Here is a 2,178-nt window from a genome sequence, read left to right on the forward strand (position 1 = left end):
CCCGTGCCGGGGCCGCCCGCGTCGCCCCGGCGCAGTGTGAACACCGGGCCGGTCGGGGCCGTTCGACGGGGCAACAGCGGGCCGGTGAGCGCGGGCCGGCATCGCCGGGGCGCGTCCGACCGCACCGGCTGACCCCGCCGCCCGTTCAACTGGTGGACGCCCCGCGGGTCCCCGCTACCGGCGACACCGTCGCCGGTAGCGTCGTGGGCATGACGGTCGTGCATCCGATCACCCGAGCCTGGGTCACCACTGGTGGCACCGGTGCGCAGAACTACGACGAGTTCGCCGACGACGCGGAGATCACCGCGATCATCGAGTCGAACCCGCACAGTGCCCTCGGCATCGAGATGCCGCACCGCGCCCCGCAGAGCCTGGGCAGGTCGTTCCTCGACGCGCTGCCGGACGCGGTGGCCCGCCTCGCCGAGGCCAAGGCCGACGGCAGCTACACCCCGGCCGAGCAGGTGGTGGTCCTCTACCGGATCAGCGCACCCGGCGAGGAGCCGGCGTACGGGCTGTTCGCGATGGTGGACACCGACCAGATCTCCACCCGGGCCGACGAGCCGGGCCTGGTCATCCGCAACGAGGACGTCTTCATCGCCAAGGTGCGTGAGCGGGTGGCGCTGGCCGACGCGCTGGGTCACCTCCTCTCACCCGTACTCCTGTTGCAGACCGGGCGGGGCGACGAGCTGCACGCCGCGCTCGCGGCGGCGACCGAGACGGCCGGCGCGCCCGCCGCCACGGACACCGACCAGGCGGGGCGCACGCACGCCATCTGGCTGGTCGGCCCCGGCCCGGAGCAGACCACGCTGACCGCCCTCGCCGGTGGCGGGGACCTGGTCGTCGCGGACGGCAACCACCGCAGCCTGGCTGCCCAGACCGGCGGGCTGCCGCGCTTCCTGGCCGTGGTCACCACCCCGGCGTCGGTGGCCATCCAGCCGTACAACCGGCTGGTCAGCGAGCTGACCACCACACCGGCCGAGCTGCTCGACCGGCTGCGGGCCGCGGGCGCCGAGGTCGAGCCGATCAACGGCCCGGTCGGCGTCCCGACGGCCGGCGGCACCGTGCACCTCCACCTCGACGGCCAGGGGTACGCGGTACGCCTGCCCGCGGCGGGCTCCGACCGTCTGGAGAACCTGGACCACGCCCTGGTCGAGCGGCTGCTGCTGCGCGACGCGCTCGGGTTGGACCCGGGCGACAAGCGGATCACCTACGTCGGCGGTGACTACTCGGCGAGCTGGCTGACCGGCGAGGTGGACGCCGGGCGGGCCGAGCTGGCCGTCCTGATCGCGCCGGTGACCGTCGAGGATTTCGTCGCGGTCAACCTGGCCAGGGAGAAGATGCCGCGCAAGAGCACCTGGTTCACCCCGAAGGCGCGCGGCGGTCTGGTCGTCGCCGAACTGCCCCGCTGAACGGTCGATCCACGACCGTGTGACGAACCCGGCTCGGGGGCGCTGCCGCTGCGACGTCCCCGAGCACGGCCTGACAGACTGCCCGGTATGCGCGTCTACCTGGGATCCGATCACGCCGGTTTCGAGTTGAAGGTGCACCTAACCAACCACCTGGCCAAGCAGGGGTACGACGTCGTCGACGTCGGCCCGCACAGCTACGACCCGGACGACGACTACCCCACGTTCTGCCTGCACACCGGCGACCAGGTGGTCGCCGACGAGGCGGGCCTCGGGGTGGTCATCGGTGGGTCCGGCAACGGTGAGCAGATCGCCGCGAACAAGGTCGCCGGCATCCGTGCCGCGCTGGCCTGGAGCGTGGAGACCGCTCAGCTGGCCCGCCAGCACAACGACGCGAACGTGGTCGCGATCGGCGCCCGTCAGCACACGCTGGACGAGGCCACCGCCATCGTCGAGGCGTTCCTGAACACGCCGTTCTCCGGCAACGAGCGGCACGCCCGTCGGATCGCCCAGGTGGCCGAGTACGAGCGGACCCGGCAGCTGCCCGACCTGCCCTGACCTCGACGCTCAGCGCGGCGAGCGGGCCAGCTCCTCGCGGGGCACCCAGTTCCGCCGGACGACCACCACCCGGGCCTCCGCCTCGGCCAGGTCGTCGGCGCTGGGACGGGCCGCGTCCCGGGCCCGTAGCGCGGCGGCTCAGCCCACCTGGGACGAGCCGGAACCCACCAACCCGCGCAGCCCCCGCTCGCCGTCGCGCTCGTCGCCGCCGGCG

General features: G+C 73.7%; 2 protein-coding genes and 1 pseudogene. 2 read left to right on the forward strand and 1 reads right to left on the reverse strand.

Annotated features, from left to right (window positions below):
* Positions 1-209 precede the first annotated feature (209 nt).
* Positions 210-1,409 (forward strand): DUF1015 family protein, encoded by a 1,200-nt coding sequence (locus JM949_RS35395; protein ID WP_203152399.1) that lies wholly within the window; start codon positions 210-212, stop codon positions 1,407-1,409.
* Positions 1,410-1,496: 87 nt separating this feature from the next.
* Positions 1,497-1,964, forward strand: coding sequence for a ribose-5-phosphate isomerase (locus tag JM949_RS35400; protein ID WP_203152400.1), 468 nt, complete (start codon positions 1,497-1,499; stop codon positions 1,962-1,964).
* A gap of 9 nt (positions 1,965-1,973) precedes the next feature.
* On the opposite strand, the pseudogene JM949_RS35405 reads toward JM949_RS35400, so the two are convergent.
* A pseudogene (locus tag JM949_RS35405) lies at positions 1,974-2,178 on the reverse strand (hypothetical protein); the annotation flags it as partial.

The sequence above is a fragment of the Micromonospora tarensis genome (assembly GCF_016803395.1).
Classification (GTDB): domain Bacteria; phylum Actinomycetota; class Actinomycetes; order Mycobacteriales; family Micromonosporaceae; genus Micromonospora; species Micromonospora tarensis.